This window comes from Bradyrhizobium sp. CIR48 (assembly GCF_014198315.1).
In the GTDB taxonomy this organism is placed as follows: domain Bacteria; phylum Pseudomonadota; class Alphaproteobacteria; order Rhizobiales; family Xanthobacteraceae; genus Bradyrhizobium.
Window position 1 is genome coordinate 385351 of the sequence record NZ_JACIHG010000004.1, and the last position, 23375, is coordinate 408725.

Consider the following 23375-nt stretch of genomic DNA (forward strand, 5'->3'; position numbering starts at 1 on the left):
CTCCTGTTGCAGTCACACGCGCCGTCCCAATGGAATGGAACGGCGCGAAAAACGTCGTCCTCAGAGCGGAACGAACAGCAGCAGCAGCGCGATCAGCAGCGAGAAAATGCCGAGCGCTTCGGTCACGGCGAAGCCGAAGATCAGGTTGCCGAACTGGCCCTGAGCGGCCGAGGGGTTGCGAACGGCTGCGGCGAGGTAGTTGCCGAAGATCACGCCGACGCCGACGCCCGCGCCGCCCATGCCGATGCATGCGATGCCCGCGCCGATAAGTTTTGCTGCTGCCGGATCCATTTTAGACTCCTTGGAAGAAAGATTGGGTTGTGGGTGGAAATTCCCCGGACCGCTCAGTGTCCCGGATGAATGGCGTCGTTGAGGTAGATGCAGGTCAGGATCGCAAACACATAGGCTTGCAGGAACGCGACCAGAATCTCGAGCGCGTACAGCGCGACCGTGAGAGCCAGCGGCAGCACGCCGCCGACCCAGCCCAGCGCCCCGAGCGAGAAGCCGAGCATGGCGACGAAGCCCGCGAACACCTTCAGCGCGATGTGGCCGGCCAGCATGTTGGCGAACAGACGGACGCTGTGGGAGACCGGCCGCAGGAAGAACGACAGGATTTCGATGAACATCACCAGCGGCAGGATGTAGCCGGGGACGCCGTGGGGCACGAAGATCGAGAAGAACTTCAGGCCGTTCTTGGCGACGCCGTAGATCAGGACGGTGAAGAAGACCAGAAGCGCGAGCGCCGCGGTGACGATCAGATGGCTCGACACCGTGAAGGTATAGGGGATGATGCCGACCAGGTTCGAGACGCAGATGAACATGAACAGCGAGAAGATCAACGGGAAGAACTTCATGCCTTCCGCGCCGGCCGTCGAACGGATGGTCGAGGCGACGAATTCGTAGGAGATTTCGGCGACCGATTGCAGGCGCCCGGGAACCAGCTGCGTGCCGCTGGCGAGCATCAGGATCGAGATCACCGCCACCGCCACCAGCATGTAGAGCGACGAATTGGTGAAGGCGATCGTGTGATTGCCGATATGGCCCAGGGTGAAGAGAGGCTCGATGTTGAACTGGTGGATCGGGTCGATTTTCATCAGCGCGGCATCTCTTGGTCTGCCGGGCAATGCCGGCGGGTCTCGGTCTGCCGGCCGGGCCGGCCCGTACCGGCAAGGCCGGCACGATCATTCCTGTCCTGGTGCGGATCGGCTAAGACCCACCGCGCCTGTTTTGACCCGCACCCGCCGTTCTCACCACATTCACCACGCCGGCGACGAAGCCCAGCAACAGGAACACGATAAATCCGAAAGGCGACGTCGACAGCAAGCGGTCGAAACCCCAGCCAATCCCCGCTCCGACAACGACCCCGGCGATCAACTCGGAGGATAACCGGAAACCAAGCGCCATCGCCGAAGCTCTGGCCGCTCTGTCCTCACCGTCACCTGCGGGTTGCTCGGTCTTGATTCGTCGGTCCCGGAATTCGGACAACCGCTGATCAAGATTTCCGAGCCGTTCGGAAAGCGCAGCTTCCTCGGACGATCTATCGCGATCCCCATTCTCGCCGTGTCCCGTGCCCTGTGTCATGCAACGAAGACCCGAAACGCCGCGGCTGAATGGAAATTGCGCCCGCCACCCTCAAAAGCCGCGCGGACCATACTGATGGCCCATAATCAAGTCAAGCCAAGTCACGATTGCGTCGCTTTCGTTTATGTAGCTGATTTATTTGATGATATTGGCGCGCACGGCAGCGCTGCACACAGCGTGACGCCGCACCGCAGCAGCAAGCCTCAGGATCGGCGAAGGCGGCCGCCCTTTCGCCACGCTGCCGGGATCGAACACGCCGCCGCGATCGTTGATAAGGGTGCGTGTTTTGGGCGGCGGATCGCCTCACCGGGGTGTAGAATTTGCGAGAGGGCCACCAGCACGCCGTGGCGGAGATCGCGATGAGACCAGTGACGTCATCCACAACATCATGGCTTGCGCTGGCGGCGTTCGCCGCCGCGGTGGCGATCGCCGGCGACCTCGAGGCCGCGCAATCCGCGCCCGACAGCGAGAACGGCCGCTACAGCATGACGCCCATCCCCGAGGGCGCGCTGCGGCTCGACACGCGCACCGGCACGGTATCGACCTGCACCAAGAACGGCGCCGGCTGGGCCTGTTACGCGGTGCCCGACGAACGGACCGCGCTCGACGCCGAGATCGGCCGGCTCCAGGCCGAGGTCGAAAGGCTGCAGGGACAGCTCGCGGCCGGGCCGACGGTGTCGGGCAAGATCGACGAGGCGCTGCCGAAATCCGACCCGCTGAAGAAAGCGGAGCCCAAGGCCGCCGAGGGCGAGCGCAAGATCGAGATCCCGCTGCCGAGCGACCAGGACGTCGACCGCGTGATGTCGTTTCTGGAAAAGGCCTGGCGGCGGCTGATTGACATGGCCAACCGCGTCCAGAAGGACGTGTCGGGGAAGATTTGAGGACCCCTTCGCGCCATCCATGCGTTGAGGTGCCGTAGGGTGGGCAAAGGCGTTCTTACGCCGTGCCCACCATGCTTCTAAGGCAATGAAGAAAGACGTGGGCACGGCGCGTTGCGCCTTTGCCACCCTACGGCAGCGTCGGGAGTTGAGAGACCCTTCATGACATCAACCAGATCAGTCACCCGCTCGGCGCCATCGTCGGTGCAAGCCGACACCATCGCATCGTCATTGCTGACCGTGCAGACATCGGGTCACGGCTTCACCGATCTGACGAGCGAGGCTGCAAAATTCATCGCCGAGGTTCACGCGCGCGACGGCGCGCTGACGCTGTTCATCCGCCATACCTCGGCCTCGCTGACGATCCAGGAGAACGCCGATCCGTCCGTGCTGGTCGATCTCACCACGGCATTATCCCGGCTGGCGCCGGAGAATGCCGGCTGGACCCACGACGCCGAAGGACCGGACGACATGCCGGCACATATCAAGACGATGCTGACCGGGGCCTCGCTTCAGGTCCCGGTCCTGAGCGGCAGGCTTGCCCTCGGCACCTGGCAGGCGATCTATTTGATCGAGCACCGCAAGCGCCCGCACCGGCGCGAGGTGGTGCTGCAATTCGTCGGCAGCAATCAATAAAGCAATTTTAGTGCTCAAACAAAACCGGCCGCGGATCGCTCCGCGGCCGGTTCGTTGTACTTATCGCTGCTTTCGATCAGGTCGCCTTGATGTCGACGTCCTTGGTCTCGGGCAGGAAGAAGAAGCCGATCACGACGGTAATCGAGGCGAAGATGATCGGGTACCAGAGGCCGGCATAGATGTCGCCCGTCGAGGCCACGATGGCAAAGGCGGTCGCCGGCAGCAGGCCGCCGAACCAGCCGTTACCAATGTGGTAGGGTAGCGACATCGAGGTGTAGCGGATGCGGGTCGGGAACAGTTCGACCAGCATCGCCGCGATCGGGCCGTACACCATGGTGACGAACAGCACCAGGATGAACAGCAGGCCGATGATCGCCGCCACCTGCGGACGGAAGATGTCGAACGGATGGGACATCTTCACGATGCCCGCATCGCCGGCCTTCGGATAGCCGGCCGCCTGCACCGCGGCGAGCACTGCCGGGTTGCTGTCCTTGGCGCTCGTGTAGGGCACTTCCTTACCATTGACGACGACCTTCACACCCGAGCCGGCTGCGCCAGACGTGGTCGAGTACTTGACCGACGACTGCGACAGGTAGGCACGTGCGGTGTCGCAAGGTGCGGTGAAGACACGGGTGCCGACCGGGTTGAACAGGTCGCCGCAACCCGCGGGATCCGCCACCACGTCGACCTTGACCGATTCGATCGCCTTTTCCAGCGCCGGGTTGGCATTGGTGGTGATCATCTTGAAAATCGGGAAGAAGGTCAGCGCCGCGATCAGACAGCCGCCGAGGATGATCGGCTTGCGGCCGATCTTGTCGGACAGCATGCCGAACACGATGAAGAAGCCGGTGCCGAGCAGCAGCGACCAGGCGATCAGCAGGTTGGCGGTGTAGCCGTCGACCTTCAGGATCGATTGCAGGAAGAACAGCGCGTAGAACTGACCGGTGTACCAGACGACGCCCTGGCCCATCACGCCGCCAAGCAGCGCGAGCAGCACCAGCTTGCCGTTCTGCCAGTTGCCGAAGGCTTCGGTCAGCGGCGCCTTCGAGCTCTTGCCCTCGTCCTTCATCTTCTGGAAGATCGGGGATTCATTGAGGCGAAGCCGGATCCAGACCGAGATGCCGAGCAGCAGCACCGAGACCAGGAACGGGATGCGCCAGCCCCACTTCGCGAAATCGGCCTCGCCGAGGGCGCTACGGGTGAACAGGATCACCAGTAGCGACAGGAACAGGCCGAGCGTCGCGGTGGTCTGAATGAAGGAGGTGTAGTAGCCGCGCTTGCCGTTCGGAGCATGCTCCGCGACATAAGTGGCCGCGCCGCCATACTCACCGCCGAGCGCCAGGCCCTGGGCGAGGCGCAGCGCGATCAGGATGATCGGAGCCGCGATGCCGATGGTCGCCGCGTTCGGCAGCAGGCCGACGATGAAGGTCGACAGACCCATGATCAGGATGGTGACGAGGAAGGTGTATTTGCGGCCGACGATGTCGCCGACGCGGCCGAATACGATCGCGCCGAACGGACGCACCAGGAAGCCGGCGGCGAAGGCCAGCAGCGCGAAGATGTCGCGGGTGGCTGGCGGGTAATCCGAGAAGAACTGCACGCCGATGATCGAAGCCAGCGAGCCGTAGAGGTAGAAATCGTACCACTCGAAGACGGTACCGAGCGAGGAGGCGAGAATGACGAACCGTTCGTCCTTCGTCATCCCTCCCGCGCCTGCTTGAGACACAGCCATTGTCGACATATTAAGTCGCTCCCCGAATTGCGTTTCCTCGCACCCCAGACGTCCGGACATGCCGGATCAACCCAGGTCTTGGCTGCAAGGTAACATCGGCGTGAAACCCGCCCCAATACGACTTTCGGCCTTGCGCACTGACGCGTAGCTGACGCCGGTATCGGGCACCGGCGCGCCGCCACGTAGGCTTCCGGATTAACCCCTTTGCAGCAAAGGGATAATGTGCACTTGCATGCCACGGCTGCTCGGGGAAGAATTGACAGACCCGGGATCTGTCCGCCGGCCCGCGAACGACAGCAAGAGAACGATGAACGCTCCCTCGACCCATCTCGTCATCGCCGATGACCATCCTCTTTTCCGCGACGCGCTGCGACAGGCGGTGGCCGGCGTCCTGACCTCGGCCAGGATCGACGAGGCCGGATCGTTCGAGGATCTGACCAAGCTCCTGGAACAGACCTCGGATGTCGACCTGATCCTGCTCGACCTCTCGATGCCCGGGATCTCAGGCTTTTCCGGCCTGATCTATCTGCGTGCGCAATATCCGGCGATCCCGGTGGTGATCGTCTCGGCGTCCGACGACAGCGCCACGATCCGCCGCTCGCTCGATTTCGGCGCCTCCGGCTTCATTCCCAAGCGATTCGGCGTCGAGACCCTGCGCGACGCCATCCTCAAGGTGATGGAGGGCGACGTCTGGGTTCCCGCCGATACCGATCTGTCGGCTGCGGCCGATCCCGATATGACGCGCCTGCGCGACCGTCTGGTGACGCTGACGCCGCAGCAGGTCCGGGTCCTGATGATGCTGTCGGAGGGCCTCCTCAACAAGCAGATCGCCTATGAGCTCGGGGTCTCCGAGGCCACCATCAAGGCACATGTCTCGGCGATCCTGCAAAAGCTCGGCGTCGAAAGCCGTACCCAGGCGGTGATCGCGGCCGCCAAGATCGCCGGCGGCCAGTGGAAGCAGGGCACGCCGACGGGGTGAGCCCGCTACAGCGTCTTCAGGAGCGCATCGGCGGCCCTGATATCTTCAGTCTCGAAACCCGGAGCGAAACCTTCACGTGCCGATTGAAGTAATCGCTTGGCTTCCTTGGCGCGGCGCCGGTGGGCAAGAAGCTGCGCCAGATCGATTGCCGCGCGCAGTTCCCACGCTTTGGCACCCTTGTCGCGGCTGAGTTCCAGCGCCTGCACGAGGCAGGCCTCCGCTTCCTCGATTTGCGGCTCGGGCAGGTGCGACAGCACCTTGCCCTTCATGCGCAACAGCTCGGGCATATAGAGGTGATCGCCGCTCTGCGCGACGAGGCGGATGGCGTCGTCGATCAGCTGTGCGCTCTGCGCGATCTGGCCGAGCGCTATCAATCCCTGAACCAGCGCGATGTTGAACGTCGTGGTCAGCAGCTCGTAGCGGGCATCGTGGAGCTCACGCAGGCAAGTCCTGATCGTCTCGACGCCAACTGCGGCATCGCCGCGCCGGATCGCCAGCTCGCCTTTGACGCCGCGGCCGACGGCGAGATAAGGCCCCATCGAGCGCGACGTCGCATGCGCGATGAAGCGGTCGATGTTCGCGTCCGCACCGTCGAGGTCTCCGCTCCAGAGATCAATTGCGACCGTCCAGATCAGCGCGATGCAGAGCGTGATCGGGTGATCCATCTGCGCGGCCTCGGTGACCGTCTGTCGCGCCAGTTGCAGCGCATCCGCGGGGCGGCCCTGCAACCAGAGCTCGCGAGCCAGCGTGATGCCGGCCCGATTGCGATGATCGAAGCCGTGGACGGTGCTGATTCGCTCCGTGCCCGGTCCCCGCCATGCGACCTCCAGCATCTCGAGCGCGTCGCGATGCCGGCCTGCCAGATGCAAGGAGACGCCGAGGAGGGAATGGGCGAGGGCGATCGAGGCGGAATCGCCCAGCGACCTCGCGACCCCGAGGCTCTGCTGCGCATAGCCGAGCGCGGCGTCGAACTCTCCCATCCGCTCGTGAAAGATATGCATCCGGCCCAGCAGCTGGAGCTGGTTGATTTCGTCGCCGCGCGCTTCGGCGATCGCAAGGCTCCGGCTCAAGGCGCTGCGCGCCGCTTCGCTGCCGCCGCGGGTGAACATCAAGGTCAGTCCGAGAGCGGCCTGGATGTGCATTTCCTCGGCGCTGCTGCGCGAGGAGGGGTCCATCGCCAGCAGCGCCCGTTCCGACCAGCGCCGGCATTCGATCAACAAGGACATCGCCAGGAAGATCGGCGCCGCGGCAGCGGCGAGCGCAATGCCGATGCCGAGATCACCGCCCGCCCCGAAGCACCAGTCGAGCGCGGCGCGCACATTGTGAAGCGCGGAGAAGTGAGCAGCTCGCTCGTCCGCGCTCGGCACGGCGGCCCATGTCATGCCGGCCTGTTCCAGCCATCGCCGGTAGTACGTCGCGTGGCGGGCGGCAAGAGTCGCGTCATCGGGCTCGATCTCGAGCAGATAAGTGCGCGTCGTGTCGAGCAGGCGGTAGCGCATCATGGCGCCGATGGGGCGCGGCGCGACCATCGATTTGGCCACGAGACTGTCGACGGCGTCGAACAGGCGGGCCTGGTCGACGCGCTCGTCCGGCACGACCTCGAGCGCCGCGTCGATGGTGAAATGCCCGGCGAAGACCGCAAGCCTGCGCAGCACGAGGCGTTCGAAATCCGACAGCAGTCCGTAGCTCCAGTCGAGCGTGGCCTGCAATGTCTTCTGCCGGGGCGGCGCCGTTCGCTGGCCCTGCCAGAGCAGATTGAGGCGCTCGTCGAGCAGTGCGGCCGTCTGCTCCAGGCCGTAGACTTCGACCCGGCCGGCAGCGAGTTCGATCGCCAGCGCCATGCCGTCGAGCTTGCGGCAGATCCTCGCGATGATCGCGGCATTGGCGTCATCGAGACTGATCTGCGCGCCGCTGGCCGTGGCACGTTCGAGGAACAGTTGCAGCGCCGGATAGGTCTGCGCTGCGGCGACCGTCAGTCCGGAGCCGTCGGGCGGAACGGCAAGCGGCGCCAATCGATAGACCTGCTCGCCCTCGACGCGCAGGGCCTCGCGACTGGTCGCGAGGATATGGACATGTGGCGCTGCCTGGAAGATGTCCGCCGCCAGCGGTGCGGCGGTCGCGATGACGTGCTCGCAATTGTCGAGAATCAGCAGCATCCGCTTGTCCCTGACATGCGCGAGCAGCGCGGGCAGGGGATCGTCGGTCTCGGCCGGCAAGCCCAGCATCAGCAGGATCGAGGTGATCACGAGATCGGGATCACTGAGCGCGGCGAGATCAACAAAGTGCGCGGCGTCGGAGAAAGTCTCGAGCAGGTCGTGGGCGATCGCCACTGCGACCGCCGTCTTGCCGACGCCGCCGGGGCCGGCGATCGTGACAAAGCGAGAGGCGATGAGCTTGTCGGAAACGGTGGCGATCTCATCGTCGCGCCCGACCATCCGCTGTAGCCGGTTCGGCAGTTTCACCGGCGGCAATTCCAGCCGCGGCGTGGGGCGCTGGGCTGCCGCAATGCCTGTTTGCGAAACCGGCGCTGCGAGTTGCGAGATCGGCGCCACGAAGCAATAGCCGCGGCCGGAGAGCGTCGTGATGTAGCGGGCGCCGTCCTTGCCGTCGCCGAGCGCCTTGCGCAGCGTTGCGACGTGAAAGCGCAGATTGGCCTCTTCGACGGTGACGCCGGGCCACACCAGCGCCATCAGGTCCCATTTGCCGACGACCTGGTTCGGTCGCGACATCAGCGCCATCAGCGTGTCGAACGCTTTCGCACCCAGCGGCAACGCGACGCCATCGCGCATCACGAGCCTTTCATGCGGCGTCACGGAGAATGGCCCGAACGATAAAGTTCCCGTTGCGGTGCCGGCCGGCTCTGTCATGGCAAATCTCGGGTCCCTTCGACAGGACCCGATAGCCAGATGATCGCGATCCGGCAAGGCCGTCGCTGCATCGGCATCAGACCGCGGGTGCAGGCCTTGTTAAGCGCGCCAGGTCTGACCTCACAACTTCTCACAACTCCCAACGGGTGTCCTGCACCAGCCACTGCTAGTCAGTTGCGCAACGGAAAGGACAGCTTCATGACGCAGGCGGCAAAAATACTCTACACGGCCAAGACCCACACCAGCGGCGGCCGAGGCGACGGCATATCGCGCAGCTCCGATGGCCGCCTCGACGTCAAGCTGTCGCCGCCGGGCGCCGCAGGCATCGGCACCAATCCCGAGCAATTGTTCGCCGCCGGCTGGTCGGCCTGCTTCGAAGGCGCGATGGAGATCGCGGCGCGCAAGCGGAAGATCGAGCTTCCCAGGAAATGCGCGATCGATGCGGAAATCGATCTCGTGCTCGACGAGGGCGCCTATTCGCTCCGGGCGCGCCTCAATGTCAGCCTGCCGGGCCTCGACCCCGAGATCGCACGCGGCATCATCGATGATGCGCATCAGACCTGCCCCTATTCCAAGGCCGTTCGCGGCAACGTCGACGTCACGGTCGCGCTGATCTGAGCGCCATCACCAACCATCAAGAAAGGTAGCACCACCATGAAGCAGATCATCGATCAGCATCGCCGCCAGTTCCTTGGCGTCGCCGCCGGAACCGTCGCCGTCGGCCTCGGCGTGATCGAACTCGCGCGCGCTGAGACCGAAGCGCCGAAATCGTCCGCATCGACTGCGTCCTTCGGGGCGATCAAGCAGATCGATGCCGGCGTCCTCAATGTCGGGTATGCGGAGGCGGGTCCTTCGAACGGTCCCGTGGCGATCCTGCTGCACGGCTGGCCCTACGACATTCACGCCTTCGTCGACGTCGCGCCGATCCTGGCCAAGGCCGGCTATCGCGTGATCATCCCTCATCTGCGCGGCTACGGCACGACGCATTTCCTCTCCAGCGAGACGCCGCGCAACGGCGAGCCTGCTGCGATGGCCGCCGACGTCATCGCGCTGATGGACAAGCTCGATATCAAGAAGGCTGTTATCGCCGGCTTCGATTGGGGCGCGCGCACCGCCGACATCATCGCCGCGCTGTGGCCGGAGCGCTGCCGCGCGCTGGTGTCGGTCAGCGGCTATCTGATCTCCAGCCAGGCCGCCGGCAACGCGCCGTTGCCGCCGTCCGCCGAGCTGCAATGGTGGTACCAGTTCTATTTCGCGACCGAGCGCGGCCGTGCCGGATACGAGAAGTACACGCATGATTTCGCCAAGCTGATCTGGAAGCTCGCCTCACCGCAATGGAAGTTCGACGACGCCACCTTCAATCGAAGTGCGGCGGCGCTGGACAACAAGGATCATGTCGCGATCACGATCCACAACTACCGCTGGCGACTCGGGCTCGCCCAGGGCGAAGCGAAATACGAGCATCTCGAAAAGAAGCTGGCGGCGGCTCCCGTCATCGAGGTGCCGACGATCACGATGGAGGGCGACGCCAACGGCGCGCCGCATCCCGACCCGAGCGCCTATGCCAAGAAGTTCTCGGGCCGATACGAGTTTCGCCTGATCACCGGCGGCATCGGCCACAATCTGCCGCAGGAAGCACCGCAAGCCTTTGCCAAGGCCGTCATCGACGCCGACGGCGCGTGAGCATTTCATGCGTGCCTCGGTCCAGCGTGGCTGGGCCGGGGATGTACCGCGATCCCAGCTTGAAGAAACGTCATGCCATTTATTGAACCTGAAAAGAATGAGCGATCCTACGTCACGGTGATCACGCTGGCCGTGCTTCTTCTGGTCGTTCTGCTGACTTGCGTGCCCTATCTGGTCTCGATCGCTCTTGCCGAGGGGCCTGCGCAAAACACGGCAGACGCCTCGCCGATCTTCGGCGTCACGATTCCGCCCGGTTACAAGCAGTGGGAGCTGATCGCGCCGGCCGAAGAAGCCGCGCCGCTCGACGAGCTTCGCGCCGTCGTTGGCAACCAGACCGCAATCGAGGCGTATCAAGCCGGCAAGCTGCCGTTCCCTGACGGCACCATCCTGGTCAAGCGCGCCTGGAAGCGGAAACAGTCGCCGGAGTTCGCGTCCGCGACAATTCCTGGTGCCGCCACCACGGTCCAGGTGATGGTCAAGGATTCCAAAAAATACGCGGCGACGGGCGGCTGGGGCTTCGGTCGTTTCATCGACGGCAAACCGGTCGACGAGGCCCAGCACCGCACTTGCTGGGGCTGTCACGAAGCTCGCGCCAAGAGCCGGGACTACGTCTTCACGCGGCTGGCGCCCTGAATTGTGCAAACGTGCCGGCCGTCGCCAGCAAGCCGCTTCACTCCGCCGCCACCATCTGCTGCGTGCGCCACTGACCGAGCAGGGCGCGGAGCGAGGCCGGCTTGACCGGCTTGTTCAGCACCGCGACCTTCTCGTCGCGCGCAGCGACCTGCACGGCGGGGCTGCGGTCCGCGGTGATCAGGATTGCGGGGATGCCGTCGCCGAAGCGGCGGCGGATCTCGCGGATCGCGGCAATGCCGTTGCCGCGGTCGAGATGATAGTCGACCAGGAGGCCGGTGACGCGCCGTCCCGCCGTCTCGATGGCGGCGATCGCGCCTTCGGGATCGGCGACCGCGATCACTTCGGCGTCCCAGGCCTTCAGCAACGTGCGCATGCCGTCGAGGATCGCCGCGTCATTCTCGATACAGACGATCAGGGCGCCTGAAATCGGCGTGCGCGCCAGCGGCGTCGCGCTGGTCACCGCGGCGGTGTGGGTGATCGCTTTCGCCGTCGGCACCGTCACGGAGAAGACCGAGCCGCCGCTCCTGTTGCCGTCGATGGCGATGCCGTGCTTGAGCACGCGCGCCAGGCGTTCGACGATCGACAGGCCGAGCCCCAGCCCGCGCGCGATCCGCGCGCCCTGCTCGAGGCGGTGGAATTCCTTGAAGATCTCGCCGCGCTTGACCGGCGGGATGCCGACGCCGGTGTCGTAGACGCAGATCTTGAGCGAAGGGCCTTGCCGGCGACAGCCGACCAGGACGCGGCCGCGCGGGGTGTATTTGATCGCGTTCGAGATCAAATTCTGCAGCAGGCGCCGCAGCAGCAGCCGGTCCGATTCGACCGGCAGCGAGCACGGCACGAAGGTGAGCTCCAGGTTCTTGGCACGCGCGATCGGCGCGAACTCGATCTCCAGCGAGCGCATCAGATCGGCCATCTTGAAGCTCGAGGTCGAGGTCGTCATCGCGCCGGCGTCCAGCCGCGAGATGTCCAGCAGCGCGCCGAGGATCTCCTCGATCGCCTGCAGCGATTCGTCGATGTTCTCGACCAGCCGCGTCTCCTCGCCGCTGTGCTGGCGCTCGACCAGGCTCGTGACATAGAGCCGCGCCGCGTTCAGCGGCTGGAGAATGTCGTGGCTGGCGGCGGCGAGGAAGCGCGTCTTGGAGATGCTGGCGTCTTCCGCCGCGCTCTTGGCCAGCGCCAGCTCGGAGTTCAGCCGCGTCAACTCCTCGGTGCGGTCGCGCACACGCTTTTCCAGTGTCGCGTTGGCGCGTTCCAGCGCTTCCGCCGCCTCGAAGGTTGGCGTGACATCGGTGAAGGTGATGACGAAGCCGCCGCCGGGCATGCGATTGGTGAGCACCTCGATCACCATGTGGCGTTCCGGCAGGCGTTCGAGATATGGCTCGCTGTCGGTGGTGTAGGCGGCGAGGCGCCGCTCCAGCATGGCCTCGCGCTCGACCGGGTCGTCCGGATCGCTCACGCCGATGAATTCCAGGATATCGCGCAGCGGCTCGCCGAACTGGACGATATGCGGGGGCACGTTGAGGAGATCACCGAACTGCCGGTTGGAGCAGATCAGCTGCAGATCGGCATCGAACACGGCTATGCCCTGGCGCACGTGGTTGAGCGCGGTCTGGAGGATCTCGCGGTTGAAATGCAGGGCCGCGTGGGAGTCGTCGAGCAGCTTGAGTGCAGCCTTGGCCGAGACCGTGCGCTTGCGCAGCAGCAGCGACATCACGAGGCGCGAGGAGGCAGCGCCGATCGAGGAGGCGATCAGGTGCTCGGCGTGCTGCAACAGCTCGAAATCGGCGGGCGCTCCCGTCTCCAGACGAACGTTGCGCCGCGCGGAGAACGCCTCGAAGGAATGCCGGGCGCGGTCGGGTCCGAGATATTGCGCCACAGTGGTCTGGATGTCCTGCACGGTGACGGTGGTGCGCCAGCGGCGGAAGCTCGGTGAGATCGGCGCGAGCGTATTGGGCACGAACAGATCGGCCTGCAGCAGCTCGATCGACGAGGGCCTTCGTGCCAGCGACAGCAGCACATAGGTCAGGATGTTGAGCGACAGGGACCAGATCACGCCGTGCATCAAGGAAGGCAGATCGGCGCCGAACAGCGCCTGCGGCCGCAGCGCCTCGATGCCGAAGGGGCCATGCTGGAGCAGCAGGATGCCTGATGTCGAGGTATCCATGAAGCTCGGGATGAACAGTGTGTAGAGCCACACCACGAAGCCGACCAGCATGCCGCCGATGGCGCCGCGCGCGGTCGCGCGCCGCCACAGCAGCCCGCCGAAGAAGCTCGGCGCAAGCTGCGCGATGGCGGCAAAGGAGAGCAGGCCGATCGCCACGAGCTGGGTATTGCCGAGCGCGCGATAGTAGAAATAGGCCATCACCATGATGGCGAAGATCGCAAGCCGCCGCGAGCGCAGCAGGAAGTCGCTGAAATCCGCGCCGCCGGCGCGTCCTTCCGGCCGCCGTTGCAGCACCAGCGGCACCACGAGGTCGTTCGAGACCATGATGGAGAGTGCGACGCATTCGACGATCACCATCGCGGTCGCCGCCGACAGGCCGCCGACGAAAATGGCGACGCTGAGAAGCCCCGCACCGCCCTCCATCGGCAGCGCCAGCACGTACATGTCAGGGTCGGCCGCGCCGAACGGGAAGGTGACGAGGCCGGCGAGCGCGATCGGGATCACGAACAGATTGATGGCGACGAGGTAGAGCGGGAACAGCCAGCGCGCGCGGCCGACCTCGGCATCCGAGGAGTTCTCGACCACACTGACGTGGAACTGGCGCGGCAGCAGCATGATGGCGCAAAGCGACAGCAGCGTCATGGTGAGGAAGTTGCCGATCGACGGCGAATAGTTGATGGCGCGCACCGCCTCCGGCGTCTTCATGGCGCGCTCGATCAGTTCGTGCGGCGAGAACATCCAGAATGTGACGAAGATGCCGGCGGCGAGGAAGGCGACCAGCTTGATGATGGATTCGGTCGCGATCGCCAGCATCAGGCCGTGCTGGTGCTCGGTCGCATCGGTCTGACGCGTGCCGAACAGCACGGCGAAGGCCGCCATCGCCAGCGTCACCATCAGCGCGACGTCGCCGACGATCGGGATGTGGGAGAAGGCCTGGTCTTCGCTCAGGATGGTTTCGAGCGAGGAGGCGACCGCCTTGAGCTGGAGCGCGATGTAGGGCACCGAGCCGATGATCGCGATCAGCGCGACGGTGGCCGCCACCGCCTGGCTCTTGCCATAGCGGGCCCCGATGAAGTCGGCGATCGACGTGATGTTGTGGGCTTTCGCGAGCTGGATCACGCGGCGCAATACGCCGGCGCCTAACCCGATCATCAGGATCGGGCCGACATAGATGGCGAGGAAGTCGGTCGAGGCGCGGGTGGCGAAGCCGACCGAGCCGAAGAAGGTCCAGGAGGTGCAGTAGATCGCCAGCGAGAGCGGATAGATCAGCCCGGAGGCACGGCCGCGCCCGGCCGGCGAGCGGCGGTCGCCATGGCTCGCCACCAGGAACAGGAAGCCGATATAGCCGAAGGCGGCGGCGATCACGCCCCAATCGTGCAGCATGGCGAGCGCGCTTCTCGAAAGGGCGCCGGCGGCGCCCGAGCTCATTTTCCCAGTAATTCTAGCGCGTTGGACGGGGCGAGGCGACAGCGAAATGCCGCGCGGCGGTGGGAACTGGGGTTGTCGTTAAGTCGTAGGGCGAGCTGCCTGCTCTCACCCTCCTCTGGAGGGGGAGGGTCGATCGCGCGAAGCGCGGGCGGGGTGGGGTGATCTATCCACTCGGGCACGGTTGGATGAGGAGACACCGTCACCCCACCCCGGTCCACATTTCGCTGCGCTCAATGGGAGCCGACCTCCCCCTCCAGGGGAGGGTAAGACAGACCTACTCCGCCGCGAGCGACTTCTGGCGCAGCGGCAGACCCAGGCGCTCCCACACTTGCAGCAGGGACTCGGCGAGTTGATCGATCAGGCCATCGTCGTGATAGGGCGAAGGCGTGATGCGCAGCCGCTCGCTGCCCTTGGCGACCGTCGGATAGTTGATCGGCTGGATGTAGATGCCGTGCTCCTCGAGCAGGAGGTCGGACGCCTGCTTGCACTTCTCGGGATCGCCGACGAACAGCGGCACGATGTGGGTGTCGCTCGACATCACAGGCAGGCCGGCGGCGTTGAGGATCGCCTTGACGCGGGCGGCACGGTCCTGGTGGCGCTCGCGCTCCCAGTTCGAGGTCTTCAGGTGCTTGATCGCGGCGGTCGCAGCCGAGCAGATCGCCGGCGGCAGCGCGGTGGTGAAGATGAAGCCCGGTGCATAGGAGCGCACGGCGTCGATGATCTGGCCGTTGGCGGCGATGTAGCCGCCGAGGCAGCCGAAGGCTTTCGCCAGCGTGCCTTCGAGGATGTCGATGCGGTGCATGACGCCGTCACGCTCGGCGATGCCGCCGCCGCGCGGGCCGTACATGCCGACCGCGTGGACTTCGTCGACATAGGTCATCGCGTCGTACTTCTCGGCGAGATCGCAGATCTTGGCGAGCGGGGCGACGTCGCCGTCCATGGAATAGAGGCTCTCGCAGACGATCAGCTTCGGCCTATTCGGGCCGGCCGCTTTCAACAGCTCCTCGAGATGCGCAAGATCGTTGTGGCGGAACACGACCCGCTCGCAGCCGGACTGGCGGATGCCCTCGATCATCGAATTGTGGTTGAGCTCGTCCGACAGGATCAGGCAATTCGGAATGAGTTTTGCGATGGTCGGGATGCCGGTCTGGTTCGAGACATAGCCCGAGGTGAACAGTAGCGCGGCTTCCTTGCCGTGGAGATCGGCGAGCTCGGCCTCGAGCTGCACCAGTGGGTGATGCGTGCCGGCGATGTTGCGGGTGCCGCCGGCACCGGTGCCGACGCGCGTCGCGGTCTCGACCATGGCGCCGACCACTTTCGGATGCTGGCCCATGCCGAGATAATCGTTCGAGCACCAGATCACGACGTCGCGCTTGCCCTTGGGCGAGTGCCAGACCGCGTGGGGGAATCGGCCGGCCGTGCGCTCCAGGTCGGCGAACACGCGGTAGCGCCGCTCGGAATGGAGACGATCGAGGGCGGAATCGAAGAACTGGTTGTAATCCATCGGCAAAACCTGCAACGGAACCCGGCCACGGCGGCCGCTCATTTTTAGAGCTTTTCCAGCTCCAATGTCCATGCGCCCGCACACATTTGTGACGAGGCGCGCGGGTCCATTGATAGCGGCGTCTCGCCGGCGATAGTTGATGTGGATCAAACGCCTAACGCTGGCCCGTCCGCGCGGGCCGAGGCTCCGGGAAAGCCGGGGACCGTTGCCGCCGGCTTGGACATTTTGTCCATGGGGCGCGCTCCGTCCATGATTGCTGAGCTGGTCGCGCCGATGTCGTAGCCTTGTTTCGACGAGGCGCAGATCGGCGCCCGACTAGCGCATGCGAAAGGACGCCCGATGAAGCGTGTCATGGTTCTGAACGGTCCCAACCTCAATATGCTCGGCATCCGCGAGCCGCACATCTACGGCACCACGACGCTCGCAGAGGTCAACGCGAGCTGCGAGGCGGCTGCCGCAACGCTCGGGCTCAAGCTCGCCTTCCACCAATCCAACCATGAAGGCGTGCTGGTCGACCTGATCCAGTCGGCGCGGCAGGATGCCGATGCAATCATCATCAATCCGGCCGGATTTTCCTTCACCTCGGTCGCGATCATGGACGCGATCAAGACGTTCGAAGGGCCGGTGCTGGAAGTCCACATCTCCAACATCCACGCCCGCGATGAATATCACCGCCACTCCAAGATCTCGTTCGTGGCGACCGGCGTGATCTGTGGCCTCGGACCGTTCGGCTACATCGCGGCGCTGCATGCAATCGCGAATATGAAGTGAGGTCTGCTCCCTTGCCGCGCTTGCGGGAAGAGGCAAAAAGCTCACGTCGTCCGGAACTGCAGCATGCCGTCCTTCGTCTCTGCCGTCAGCCGGCCCTCGACGATCATGTAGTTGACGTGGGCGACGAGCTCGCCGGCGGCAAAGCCCATCTGGTGTTCGTCGAGCACATGCTTGTTGAACACGACGGGCACCAGGGCGCGCGAGGTCTGTGGCACCTCGCGGCAGGCTTCCGCGATCAGGCGGCAGCGCTCTTCATGGTGGTCGGCGAGCTGCTTGATGCGGGTCTTCAATCTGTAGAACGGCACGCCGTGGCCGGGCAGCACCAGGACGTCATAGGGCAGCGTCGTGGTGAGGCTGGCGAGTGAAGCCAGATATTCGCCGAGCGAGTTCTGGTCGGGCTCGACCGCCCAGACGCTGACATTGGGCGAGATCTTGCTCAGCACCTGGTCGGCGGAGAGGAACAGCTTGTCGTCGGCGCAATACAGCATCACCTGGTCGAGCGCGTGGCCGCCGCCGGTGATCACCTTGAAGCGGCGCGTGCCGATCACGACGTCCTCGCCATGGGAGATGCGGCGGTAGGAGGGCGGCAGCACCGAAACGCGCTTGAGATAATCCTGGCCGCGGCCGAGCAGCTTTTCGGTGAGCGACTCGTCCATGCCGTGGCGGCGGAAGAACAGCCGCTGCGCTTCCTGCCGCTCCGCGGTGCCGCGGTTCTGGTGATAGACCGATTGCAGATATTCGACCTGCGACATCACCAGCGGGCAGTTGAACCGCTCGACGACCCAGCCGGCAAGGCCGACATGGTCAGGGTGGGAGTGCGTGACGATCAGGCGCGTGATGTGGACGCCCTTCAGCGGCCCGTCGAATAGCTTGGTCCAGGCCTCGATCGTTTCCTCGTTGCCGAAGCCGGTATCCACCATCGCATAACCGTCGCCGTCGGCGAGCAGGTAGATGTTCACATGGTTGAGGCGGAACGGCAGCTTCAGCCGCACCCACAACACGCCGGGCCTGATCTCCACGACCTCGTCGTGGCCGGGGTGCTGTTCCCAGGGGTAGCGCAGGGCTTCGGCCGAGGACTGTGCGGTGTCGGTTTTTGCGTTCATGCATTATCGGTACCCGCACATACGGCGGGACGCCAGCCGAAAAAGGACCGTCCGTGGTCTCCGCATGGCGGACATACCGGGCGGCGTTTTTCCGCGTCCCGGTCGTGACCGTAAAAAACGTCGTCATTCCGGGGCGCGCGGAGCGCGAACTCAGGTGCGCTGTTGCGCACCCGAGAATCTGGAGATTGTTGCGAGATTCCGGGTTCGCCTCTTCGAGGCGCCCCGGAATGACGTCAGGCCGCCCGCATGTTGTTGAGGAACGCGTCGATCTCTCCGCGCAGCATGTCGGCTTCGCGCCGGAGCGCGTCGGAGGCGCCCAGCACTTCGTTTGCCGCGGCGCCGGCTTCGGCCGAGGCGGTGGAGACGCCGACGATGTTGCTGGAGACTTCGCTGGTGCCGCCGGCCGCATGCTGGATGTTGCGCGCGATCTCGCGGGTGGCGGCGCCCTGCTCCTCGACCGCGGCTGCGATCGTCGTGGTCACGTTGTCGATCTCGCCGATGATCCGGCCGATGCCCTGGATGGCGCCCACCGCCGATGTCGTGATCTCCTGCATGCTGGCGATCTGGGTGCGGATTTCCTCCGTGGCCTTGGCGGTCTGGCTCGCGAGGCTCTTCACTTCGGAGGCAACCACGGCGAAGCCGCGGCCGGCCTCGCCCGCACGCGCCGCCTCGATGGTGGCGTTGAGCGCGAGCAGGTTGGTCTGCGAGGCGATGGTCTGGATCAGGTCGACCACGACGCTGATGCGGCTCGCGCTGTCGGCAAGGCTCTGCACCGTGGTGTCGGTGGCGCCGGCCTCGTCGACCGCCTTCTTGGCGATCGCGGCCGAGGTCACGACCTGCTTGCTGATCTCCTCGATCGAGGACGACAGCTGCTCGGTGCCTGACGACACGGTCTGCACGTTGACCGAGGTCTCCTCGGCGGCGGAGGCGACCGCGTTGACCAGCGCGTTGGACTGGTCGGCGGTGGTCGACATGCTCTGCGCGGTCGATTGCATCGAATTGGCCGACTGCGCCAGATTGTCGAGCGCGGAGCGCACCGTGCTTTCGAATTCGGCGATCTTCGCTTCCATGCGCGCGGCCCGCTCGGCCTTGGCGACACGGTCCTTGTCCTGCTCCGCGGCGAGCGCCCGGGCTTCGATCATGCTGTCGCGGAACACGGTCAGCGTTTCCTTCATCACGCCGATCTCGTCGTTCTGCCGGGAGCGGACGATCTCGGTGTCGAGGTCGCCGGCCGACAGCAGCTGCATGGCGCGCTGAAGCTCACGGATGCGGCGCAGGATGTTGCGGCCGACATAGAGCCAGACGAACAGCGCCGAGCCGACCAGCATCAAGGCACCAAGGGCCAGCATCACGGTCGTCGCGAGCGAGGTCTCCTGCTGCGCCTGCGAGGTCGAGGCGTTGGTCTCCTTCTGCACGCCGTCGACGAGCTGCTGCACGCTGATGCCGAGGCCGACATTGAGCTTGCGGGTCTCGTCCAGGATGGTCTGGCCGTAGTCGACGGAGTCGAGCTCCTTCTCACGCAGATTGAACACGCCGGTCTTGCCGGTGCCGAGCGCCATCAGCTTCTCCGCCGTCTCGCGCAGCATCTTGTTGCCCTGATTGTCCGGCAACAGATCGAGGTTGGACCGCAGGCGTCCCTGTGCCGTCTTGAATTCCTTCTGGATGTCGTCGAGCTTGTCGCTGGTGTTCGCCGACAGTGCCGCACTCATGTTGGCGGCCGCGAGATTGCCGCTGGCGACGACGTTGCCGAGCTGGCCGACGGTCTGCGCGGCATCGTTGGCATCTGCGGCGGACAGGTCGGCCGAGCCGAGAATGGCGTTGACCCGGGTCTGCGCGTCGAGCATCGCCGGACTGGCCGCGCCGACGAAGGCGCCCTGGGCGCTGCGCAGCGCGTCATATTGCTTGTCATGGAGGGCGGCGATATCGAGCCGCTCGCGGGCGGCCTTGGCGAGGCTCTGCGCCGCCTCGTTGATGCTCTTCATCGTCTCGCTGAGTCCGGAGACGACGGTCTTGTCGCCGCCGAGCCCGATGATCTCGGTGAGCTTCTGCTGCGTCTGCTCCTGCAGCTCCTTGAGCTTCTTGGTGCGCTCATTCAGGGCTTCCTCGGTTTGAGCCGCGAGCAGGGCAGGTCCCTGTGCCGCCAGGCTGGCGCTGAGGGCCGACAATTGCAGGCTGGCAGTGAGGCGCGGAATGTCCCGCCCGCTCAGCTCGGTCATCCGTCCGCCGAGATTCTGCAGCGCCAGGCCGGCGCCGGCTGCGATCACGAGGCCCATGCCCGCGATCACTGCAAAGGCCGCGAACAGGCTGCCGCGCACGCCCCAGGTCGGCATTTTGAAACGAGGCCGCATCCGGCCAAGTGAGCCGCCAAGGCTGAAACGGATCGCCATCGAAATTCCCCCAACGTTCTTGCTTCTGTTTGCGGCCGGCAGTATCCGCACCGCCGGTTAAAAATTCGCAATCTCCGCAAACGGTTGCGCGTGTTCCGCAGGGCGAAAAAAGAAGGGCCGGCGAAATCGCCGGCCCTTCCGTCCTGGTAAGGTTGTGGTAACCGATCAGTAGCGCGCGACGGCCGGGCTTGCCCAGTTGAAGCGGTAGTTGACGCCCGCCTTGATGGTGTGGTCGTCGGTCGTGAAGCTGCCGGTGCCCGCGAGCGGGCCGCCGGTGAAGCTCGAGTCGCCGAAATTGTAGTACTGGTACTCGGCCTTGGCCGACCAGTTCGGGGCGAACATGTATTCGAGGCCGGCGCCGACCGTGTAGCCGTTGCGGTGATCGCCGGTGATGACGAACGCGGTCGGCACGCCGCCGACCGTCACCTTCTCGTTGTTGTCCGAATAGGCGTAGCCGCCCTTCACATAGACGAGGCCGGGGCCCCAGGTGTAGCCGACGCGGCCGGTGATCGAGCCGAGGCCACGCTGGTCGTTGGTGTAGGCGATGCCGCCCGGAAACACGGCGCCGACGCTGCCGGAGAGCCAGGAATACTGGCCCTCGACGCCGACCACGAAGTTCGGGTGGAACTGCCAGTCCCCACCAACCTGCACGCCGCCGAGGAAACGGCCGTTGCCGTTGTTGCCGGTGGAAAGGCCGTTGAAATTGTTGTCGCTGGAGAACGCGCCGCCGATATGGCCGCCGATGTAGAAGCCGGTCCAGTTGTAGATCGGCGCGGCATAGGCCGGCGCGGGCGTCTTGTAATAGTTGCGGTTGCCGAGATCGGCGCCGACGGCCGGTGCAGCAGCGCCCATCACGAGCAGCGCAACGGTCGCAAACAGAATCTTCTTCATCGTCTTGAACTCCGACACTTAAGGTCCCCGGCAGGCGCGCTTTCCGCGCCGCGTTGGTTTTGCAGATAGCTCGCTTTTGACGAAAATGCTGTCACATGCATGGCACAGCGAGACCCAACCTAACTTATTGGGCTGCAAATGAATTTCGTGCTTAATGCCGGCTTAAGAAGTGGTGAAGGAAGGCTTAACCTCGCGGCCCTTCGGTAACTTCTGCGCGTCCTTCGTTAACCGAGACGCCGTCGCGCCTCATCGCGCATCTGCGCGCGGAACGCCGCGCGCTTCGCGGGGCGGTCTTCCTCGCGCACGTCATGTCGATCGAAGATGTCGAACTTCTCCAGGATCGGGTAGCGCTCGCTCGCCATCGCAAGCACGCGCAGCACCTTGGTCGCCTCCGGCGTCGGGCCGCTCACCTCCCAGCGCCGGATGGTGTCGCCGCCGCCTTTCTCCGGCAATCCGCAGAGCTTTGCCATGTCGGCCGCCGTGAGCTTCCTCTCGAGGACATCGGAGAGGTCGGCGCGGAGTTGCTTCAGTTCGGGCCCGGTCATGTCGCCTCAATACGCGAAGTCGCTGAGGGCAATGCACTAGCGCTGATTCGGGTCCATCCGAAGGTGGGCATGATCCGTCCGAAGCGGAGATGACGAACGCATTGCTTCGGCACATTCGCCAGCACACGGAGTTATGAACTTGTGCCTATGGACATCGTGCGATCAATGAACACATGGCACAAGGGCCCCAGCGATCGAGGGATCAGCCATGACAAGCATCAAACTCGCCATTGCCGCGCTCATCACGACCGGGCTGCTTGCCGCGCCCTTTGCGGCTGAAGCGAAGAAGGCGCGGTCGAGCCGACATTACAGCACGGGCGTGGTGGCCCCAACCTATGGCGGCGCCGGAGCGCCCACTGCCGTGCAGCCGCGGGCGTCCTACGGCTCGTCCGGCCAGACGGTCGGAACGGTCACGGCACCGTCGGTCGGATCTTACAATTGGCCCTCGGTCGGCGTGACCAATTCAGCGCCCACCTGGAGCAACACCACGCGATAAGTGCGCCCATGCGGGTTAGCGCGTGCCGGTCGCCAGACCCGAGAGAAGGTATAGCGCGACCAGCAATGTCGCGACCGACAGCATCGTCGTGACCGAGACCGTGGCCGCGACCAGTTTCTCCTCGACCTTATGCTCGTGCGCCAGCACGTACACCGTCTTCGCCGTGGGCACGGCGGCGCATATCACGGCGGCAACGGTGTAGAGCGCGTTGAGGCCGGTGATCACACAAAGGCCGTAGACGATCAGCGGCATGATCACGAGCTTCACGACCGCGAGCGCGAACGTTGCCTTCAGGTTGGAGCGCAGGCCCTCGACCGACAGGCCGAGGCCGATGGCAAACAGTGCGCAGGGCGTGAGCGCGGCGGCAATCATGTTGAGATAGGCCGCGACCGGCGCCGGAATCGGCAGGCCTGTGATCGCCCAGACGAGACCGCAAAGCGTCGACAGCACCATCGGATTGAGCAGGATCTGCTTCGCGAGGCCCGCGGACTGCGCGGCCGATCCGCGCGCGTCCCTTTCCAGCAGGATAACCGTGATCGGAAACATCACGGTCGCGACGAATACCGTCGCGACCGCAGCAGGCAGGACGGCGGGCTGGCCGTAGATCGCGTGCAGGATAGGCAGCGCCACGAAGCCGGTATTGGTCATCGCCGCCGCCATGCCATGAATCGTGCTGCTGGCGAGATCATGCTTTCCGCCGGCGCGGACCACCAGGAAGACCAGCGCAAAGCAGACGAGGGAGCCGCCGCCGAACGCGAGCAGGAAACGCCATTCCAGCAGATTGCGCGCGGGCTCCTGCGCGATGGTGACGATCAATAGCGCAGGCATTGCCACGTTATAGGCGAAATGCACCAGCGCGTCGGCGAGCGAGCGGGAGAGATAGCCGAGCTCGCCGGCCAGCCAGCCGGTGACGATGATCGCGAATACGGGAAGAACGAGGCTCGCGACTTCCATCCGGATTCCCCCCTTGCTGCCAATGGCTGCAACGAGAGGTTACCCCGGCAATGGAGTGTCGTCACGGCTTTGGTCGAGCCGTGGTCCCTGGCTCAAGCGTTCCCTTCAGTCGAGACCGTCATGGCCGGGCGCGACGCGCCGAT

General features: G+C 65.0%; 20 protein-coding genes. 8 read left to right on the forward strand and 12 right to left on the reverse strand.

Going from position 1 to position 23375, the window contains the following annotated elements; translation table 11 throughout:
• Positions 1–60: 60 nt before the first annotated feature.
• The 3 genes from GGD66_RS15395 to GGD66_RS15405 form a co-directional block, all read right to left on the reverse strand.
• A complete protein-coding gene (locus GGD66_RS15395; RefSeq protein ID WP_007599451.1) occupies positions 61–291 on the reverse strand; it encodes a F0F1 ATP synthase subunit C in 231 nt (76 codons plus the stop codon).
• A 53-nt stretch (positions 292–344) separates the two neighbouring features.
• On the reverse strand, positions 345–1094 hold the full coding sequence (locus GGD66_RS15400; RefSeq protein WP_018316339.1) for a F0F1 ATP synthase subunit A: 750 nt from the start codon (positions 1092–1094) through the stop codon (positions 345–347).
• 112 nt (positions 1095–1206) lie between these two features.
• The gene (locus GGD66_RS15405; RefSeq protein ID WP_018316338.1) at positions 1207–1581 is read right to left on the reverse strand and encodes an AtpZ/AtpI family protein; all 375 of its coding nucleotides are present in this window, start codon (positions 1579–1581) and stop codon (positions 1207–1209) included.
• 359 nt (positions 1582–1940) lie between these two features.
• Between GGD66_RS15405 and GGD66_RS15410 the strand changes: the two genes are divergently transcribed.
• A complete protein-coding gene (locus GGD66_RS15410) occupies positions 1941–2462 on the forward strand; it encodes a hypothetical protein (protein WP_183258257.1) in 522 nt (173 codons plus the stop codon).
• Positions 2463–2621: 159 nt separating this feature from the next.
• The gene (locus tag GGD66_RS15415; RefSeq protein WP_092255810.1) at positions 2622–3095 is read left to right on the forward strand and encodes a secondary thiamine-phosphate synthase enzyme YjbQ; all 474 of its coding nucleotides are present in this window, start codon (positions 2622–2624) and stop codon (positions 3093–3095) included.
• 76 nt (positions 3096–3171) lie between these two features.
• On the opposite strand, the gene GGD66_RS15420 is transcribed toward GGD66_RS15415, so the two are convergent.
• Complete coding sequence (locus tag GGD66_RS15420) at positions 3172–4797, reverse strand: MFS transporter (RefSeq protein ID WP_018316335.1); 1626 nt, start codon at positions 4795–4797, stop codon at positions 3172–3174.
• 337 nt (positions 4798–5134) lie between these two features.
• Between GGD66_RS15420 and GGD66_RS15425 the strand changes: the two genes are divergently transcribed.
• Positions 5135–5806 carry a response regulator transcription factor gene (locus GGD66_RS15425; protein WP_018316334.1) on the forward strand — a complete coding sequence of 224 codons (672 nt, stop codon included), beginning with the start codon at positions 5135–5137 and terminating at the stop codon, positions 5804–5806.
• A gap of 5 nt (positions 5807–5811) precedes the next feature.
• Here the strand turns inward: GGD66_RS15425 and GGD66_RS15430 are convergent, their stop codons facing one another.
• Complete coding sequence (locus tag GGD66_RS15430) at positions 5812–8673, reverse strand: winged helix-turn-helix domain-containing protein (protein WP_183258258.1); 2862 nt, start codon at positions 8671–8673, stop codon at positions 5812–5814.
• A gap of 198 nt (positions 8674–8871) precedes the next feature.
• Between GGD66_RS15430 and GGD66_RS15435 the strand changes: the two genes are divergently transcribed.
• From GGD66_RS15435 to GGD66_RS15445, 3 genes are all read left to right on the forward strand, one after another.
• On the forward strand, positions 8872–9291 hold the full coding sequence (locus GGD66_RS15435) for an organic hydroperoxide resistance protein (protein WP_183258259.1): 420 nt from the start codon (positions 8872–8874) through the stop codon (positions 9289–9291).
• Between the two features lie 36 nt (positions 9292–9327).
• Complete coding sequence (locus GGD66_RS15440; RefSeq protein WP_183258260.1) at positions 9328–10356, forward strand: alpha/beta fold hydrolase; 1029 nt, start codon at positions 9328–9330, stop codon at positions 10354–10356.
• A 72-nt stretch (positions 10357–10428) separates the two neighbouring features.
• Positions 10429–10989, forward strand: coding sequence for a cytochrome P460 family protein (locus GGD66_RS15445; protein ID WP_183258261.1), 561 nt, complete (start codon positions 10429–10431; stop codon positions 10987–10989).
• Positions 10990–11026: 37 nt separating this feature from the next.
• Here GGD66_RS15445 and GGD66_RS15450 read toward each other — a convergent pair whose 3' ends face one another.
• Positions 11027–14536, reverse strand: a complete 3510-nt coding sequence (locus tag GGD66_RS15450; RefSeq protein WP_183258374.1) for a PAS domain-containing hybrid sensor histidine kinase/response regulator — start codon at positions 14534–14536, stop codon at positions 11027–11029.
• A 319-nt stretch (positions 14537–14855) separates the two neighbouring features.
• Positions 14856–16085: a 5-aminolevulinate synthase gene (gene hemA / locus GGD66_RS15455; RefSeq protein WP_183258375.1), complete on the reverse strand. Its 1230-nt coding sequence runs from the start codon at positions 16083–16085 to the stop codon at positions 14856–14858.
• A 339-nt stretch (positions 16086–16424) separates the two neighbouring features.
• Here hemA and aroQ point away from each other — a divergent pair, with 339 nt between their 5' ends.
• Entirely contained in the window at positions 16425–16856 is a 432-nt protein-coding gene (gene aroQ / locus GGD66_RS15460) for a type II 3-dehydroquinate dehydratase (protein WP_183258262.1), read from the forward strand.
• Between the two features lie 41 nt (positions 16857–16897).
• Here the strand turns inward: aroQ and GGD66_RS15465 are convergent, their stop codons facing one another.
• The 4 genes from GGD66_RS15465 to GGD66_RS15480 all read right to left on the reverse strand — a co-directional run bounded on the left by GGD66_RS15465 (position 16898) and on the right by GGD66_RS15480 (position 21782).
• Positions 16898–17959: an MBL fold metallo-hydrolase gene (locus GGD66_RS15465; RefSeq protein WP_183258263.1), complete on the reverse strand. Its 1062-nt coding sequence runs from the start codon at positions 17957–17959 to the stop codon at positions 16898–16900.
• 233 nt (positions 17960–18192) lie between these two features.
• Entirely contained in the window at positions 18193–20346 is a 2154-nt protein-coding gene (locus tag GGD66_RS15470; protein WP_018316325.1) for a methyl-accepting chemotaxis protein, read from the reverse strand.
• A gap of 165 nt (positions 20347–20511) precedes the next feature.
• Positions 20512–21237 carry an outer membrane protein gene (locus tag GGD66_RS15475; RefSeq protein ID WP_092255990.1) on the reverse strand — a complete coding sequence of 242 codons (726 nt, stop codon included), beginning with the start codon at positions 21235–21237 and terminating at the stop codon, positions 20512–20514.
• A gap of 224 nt (positions 21238–21461) precedes the next feature.
• Positions 21462–21782: a hypothetical protein gene (locus GGD66_RS15480; protein ID WP_018316323.1), complete on the reverse strand. Its 321-nt coding sequence runs from the start codon at positions 21780–21782 to the stop codon at positions 21462–21464.
• 208 nt (positions 21783–21990) lie between these two features.
• Between GGD66_RS15480 and GGD66_RS15485 the strand changes: the two genes are divergently transcribed.
• The gene (locus GGD66_RS15485; protein ID WP_177237079.1) at positions 21991–22278 is read left to right on the forward strand and encodes a hypothetical protein; all 288 of its coding nucleotides are present in this window, start codon (positions 21991–21993) and stop codon (positions 22276–22278) included.
• Positions 22279–22293: 15 nt separating this feature from the next.
• Here the strand turns inward: GGD66_RS15485 and GGD66_RS15490 are convergent, their stop codons facing one another.
• Positions 22294–23232, reverse strand: a complete 939-nt coding sequence (locus GGD66_RS15490; RefSeq protein WP_183258264.1) for an AEC family transporter — start codon at positions 23230–23232, stop codon at positions 22294–22296.
• Positions 23233–23375: the final 143 nt, after the last annotated feature.

What these genes read in the sequence shown, in the direction of transcription:
- GGD66_RS15470 (WP_018316325.1), bottom strand. Translation starts at nt 20,346, where the DNA reads ATGGCGATCCGTTTCAGCCTTGGCGGCTCACTTGGCCGGATGCGGCCT.
- aroQ (WP_183258262.1), top strand. Translation starts at nt 16,425, where the DNA reads ATGAAGCGTGTCATGGTTCTGAACGGTCCCAACCTCAATATGCTCGGC.
- GGD66_RS15430 (WP_183258258.1), bottom strand. Translation starts at nt 8,673, where the DNA reads ATGACAGAGCCGGCCGGCACCGCAACGGGAACTTTATCGTTCGGGCCA.
- GGD66_RS15445 (WP_183258261.1), top strand. Translation starts at nt 10,429, where the DNA reads ATGCCATTTATTGAACCTGAAAAGAATGAGCGATCCTACGTCACGGTG.
- hemA (WP_183258375.1), bottom strand. Translation starts at nt 16,085, where the DNA reads ATGGATTACAACCAGTTCTTCGATTCCGCCCTCGATCGTCTCCATTCC.
- GGD66_RS15395 (WP_007599451.1), bottom strand. Translation starts at nt 291, where the DNA reads ATGGATCCGGCAGCAGCAAAACTTATCGGCGCGGGCATCGCATGCATC.
- GGD66_RS15420 (WP_018316335.1), bottom strand. Translation starts at nt 4,797, where the DNA reads ATGACGAAGGACGAACGGTTCGTCATTCTCGCCTCCTCGCTCGGTACC.
- GGD66_RS15480 (WP_018316323.1), bottom strand. Translation starts at nt 21,782, where the DNA reads ATGACCGGGCCCGAACTGAAGCAACTCCGCGCCGACCTCTCCGATGTC.
- GGD66_RS15465 (WP_183258263.1), bottom strand. Translation starts at nt 17,959, where the DNA reads ATGAACGCAAAAACCGACACCGCACAGTCCTCGGCCGAAGCCCTGCGC.
- GGD66_RS15410 (WP_183258257.1), top strand. Translation starts at nt 1,941, where the DNA reads ATGAGACCAGTGACGTCATCCACAACATCATGGCTTGCGCTGGCGGCG.
- GGD66_RS15435 (WP_183258259.1), top strand. Translation starts at nt 8,872, where the DNA reads ATGACGCAGGCGGCAAAAATACTCTACACGGCCAAGACCCACACCAGC.
- GGD66_RS15425 (WP_018316334.1), top strand. Translation starts at nt 5,135, where the DNA reads ATGAACGCTCCCTCGACCCATCTCGTCATCGCCGATGACCATCCTCTT.
- GGD66_RS15405 (WP_018316338.1), bottom strand. Translation starts at nt 1,581, where the DNA reads ATGACACAGGGCACGGGACACGGCGAGAATGGGGATCGCGATAGATCG.
- GGD66_RS15440 (WP_183258260.1), top strand. Translation starts at nt 9,328, where the DNA reads ATGAAGCAGATCATCGATCAGCATCGCCGCCAGTTCCTTGGCGTCGCC.
- GGD66_RS15490 (WP_183258264.1), bottom strand. Translation starts at nt 23,232, where the DNA reads ATGGAAGTCGCGAGCCTCGTTCTTCCCGTATTCGCGATCATCGTCACC.
- GGD66_RS15400 (WP_018316339.1), bottom strand. Translation starts at nt 1,094, where the DNA reads ATGAAAATCGACCCGATCCACCAGTTCAACATCGAGCCTCTCTTCACC.
- GGD66_RS15450 (WP_183258374.1), bottom strand. Translation starts at nt 14,536, where the DNA reads ATGCTGCACGATTGGGGCGTGATCGCCGCCGCCTTCGGCTATATCGGC.
- GGD66_RS15415 (WP_092255810.1), top strand. Translation starts at nt 2,622, where the DNA reads ATGACATCAACCAGATCAGTCACCCGCTCGGCGCCATCGTCGGTGCAA.
- GGD66_RS15475 (WP_092255990.1), bottom strand. Translation starts at nt 21,237, where the DNA reads ATGAAGAAGATTCTGTTTGCGACCGTTGCGCTGCTCGTGATGGGCGCT.
- GGD66_RS15485 (WP_177237079.1), top strand. Translation starts at nt 21,991, where the DNA reads ATGACAAGCATCAAACTCGCCATTGCCGCGCTCATCACGACCGGGCTG.